The sequence below is a fragment of the Thiohalorhabdus sp. Cl-TMA genome (assembly GCF_041821045.1).
Taxonomy (GTDB): Bacteria; Pseudomonadota; Gammaproteobacteria; order Thiohalorhabdales; family Thiohalorhabdaceae; genus Thiohalorhabdus; species Thiohalorhabdus methylotropha.
Genome location: NZ_JBGUAW010000028.1, coordinates 1 through 2,395, shown reverse-complemented (window position 1 = coordinate 2,395; position 2,395 = coordinate 1). Strand labels below are relative to the sequence as shown.

Below are 2,395 nucleotides of genomic sequence, written 5' to 3'. Positions count from 1 at the left end.
ATTGCCCCAATCGGGGCATCCAAAGCCGATCAAGCTGCGGCCCAGGGCATTAACCGGCTATCCGTGAATAATCCGGGCTCAAGCAGGTGGCGCATCAAATGGCTGATTTGCGCTGGATGTACCTGGCACTCTCACTGGACGCCATGGCGGCATTGGCACCTTCCAGACCAATGCAGTCCGTAGCATGGCTCATCGACGCCCCTTTGGCTCGGAATACGGAAAGGCTCCTTTCTTAGGCAGAGGGTACCCCCTCAACCAGTTACTTCTACCCCATGTCTAGTTTTTGGGGTCCAACCCACTCCGCAGTAAACGAAAAGCGAGTACTGCACTCGATGATGGTCGGCAGGGGGCATTTATGATACCGAAGTTTATTCTGTCGCCTTTCCAAGGGCCGACGAGGTTGCCACCGTTGGTGTGCGCGCCCCCCCCCCCCCCCTTGGATGGAGCGCCGGTTCAGAAGCCGTGGCCCCCGAGGTCGCCAGGCGGCGCAATACACAGGGTGAGCTTTGCCATGCCACAAACAACGGTTGAGCTGCGCTGTTTGCCCTGGATCTGGCAGATGTAACGGTAGATGATTTCGTAGCTGGCCATTCGGGCATTGCCCTGGAGCGCGGGCCTTCGGCGACCTTCTCGGTGGCCCAGCTCAGCTGGAGTCGCCCCGGACTTAGGCCTCAGTACGGGGTCCCCATCCTACGGCTCCACCGGAACCACCGAGACCAAGCCCGACGAATGGCAGCTAGGGAAGATGCCGCCTTGGAGGGGGTGTTCCGCTGGTGCTCCCCCTAGACCGGCATGCGTTCCCTCCGATCGCCCCGGTCCTGTCCCCCTAAACGGGAGATGGTTACGCGCCTTCAAGTCGTAGGTTGCTGTTATGCGGTGCCATAGCCGCACGGCTTTTGCAGGCTGGGGCTGTTACGATCGGAATTTGAATCTGCCGGATTCCTTTTTTATTTGTCTGAAAGTATTAAAACCAGGTTATAATTATGAAAAAAAATATATTTTCTTTAGTTGTAGGAGGATTGCTATCCGTAACGGTGCTTTTATCTTTTTTTTCTGGGATTGAAGCTTGGAATTTTTTTAAATTGACCGACTTTCCCATTGTACTTTGTTTTATTGTTTTTTTTGTAGCTTTACTTTTTGGGGAAAGTTTAAAGAGTGTATGGATCGTATACCTTCTATTTTCCTATATATCTGTTTTTATAGCATTATGGGTACCCGTATTAGTTTCCGGGAATAATGTTATATTATCCCTTTACTGGGGAAAAATGTCCGAATATTTTTTCCTTCTTTTGGTTGGTATGTGGCTTGGAAATTTTATAGATAAAGATAGATTGTTTTTGGGGTCCCATAAAGCTCTTTTTTTAAGTGTATTTCTTTGGAGTTTCTTTTATTTGATTTACAAAATATTTCTTGGGGAATGGCAAAATCTTGGGAGACTGGCTTACTTCGGGGTAGATAATGGTGGGCAGTCTTTAGGAATTTATATTGGACTCTTTTTCCCAATTCTGGCATTGACTCTTGCTGAAAAAGGGAAAATGTTTTTTTCCTTTGTGGTTATTTTATTGTGTGGAACAATAGTATTGGCAAGTGGTTCTAGAGCAGGTGTGCTTGCCTATATCCTGTCTTTTTTATATTTGGTCATATTAGTTCGTGGTGGATTTTTAAAAGGAACCACATGGCTAGCACCCCTAATGGTGTTTGGGATATTTCTTTTTGGCGAAAAAATTTATAAAAATATAAGCGTATCTAGGAAAATATTTTCTGATTGGACCCAACAAAAAAGTACGACTAAACGGATTGACCTTATTTTTGATAAAGGGGGTGATTTTTTGTTAGAACCTTTATCCCCCTTGTTTGGTATTGGGATGGGGGGGATTAGATTAATGGATTCCTTATTTTTCCATATTTTATTTGAAGTGGGAATTTTAGGGCTGACTCTTTTAGGTACTATTTTTGGTGTTTTCCTATACAGATTCTTGCTGACGAATAAGGTTTTCAGGGAAGAAGGGGAAGCTGATTGGAAAGTGGGATTTTCCATATTATTGTTATTTAACGTTTTAATTATGTCTGGGATTTCTGAGGCTTTAATTACGGACAGGCTAGCTATTCCTGTAATTTTATGGCTGGGGTTTTACTTTGGGTATTTCAGCAACGTTTTGGCTTTTAAGGGGCAGCGCGGGTCTGGGCCTAGTGAACTTTGCCAATGACCTTCTAAACAAATTCGGTACTGTAACATTTCAGACCCATTTCCGGCCTGGAAGCTTTTGGTTTTGGTGGAAGACGGTTTTCGACAATTTATCCAGCCTATCACAGGCTGATGAAAAACTCCCGATTTGGCACCCTACGGCTGTACCCACAAACCTGAAGGAGGCCTGGCGTGCGGGGCATTGAGGAT

Annotated in this window: 2 protein-coding genes; one reads left to right on the top strand and one right to left on the bottom strand. The window is 45.8% G+C overall.

Annotation, left to right across the window (positions count from 1 at the left end; translation table 11 throughout):
- Nucleotides 1-453: 453 nt before the first annotated feature.
- Entirely contained in the window at nucleotides 454-591 is a 138-nt protein-coding gene (locus ACERLL_RS17675) for a hypothetical protein (RefSeq protein ID WP_373657416.1), read from the bottom strand.
- Nucleotides 592-983: 392 nt separating this feature from the next.
- Between ACERLL_RS17675 and ACERLL_RS17670 the strand changes: the two genes are divergently transcribed.
- The gene (locus tag ACERLL_RS17670) at nucleotides 984-2,207 is read left to right on the top strand and encodes a hypothetical protein (RefSeq protein WP_373657415.1); all 1,224 of its coding nucleotides are present in this window, start codon (nucleotides 984-986) and stop codon (nucleotides 2,205-2,207) included.
- Nucleotides 2,208-2,395 lie beyond the last annotated feature (188 nt).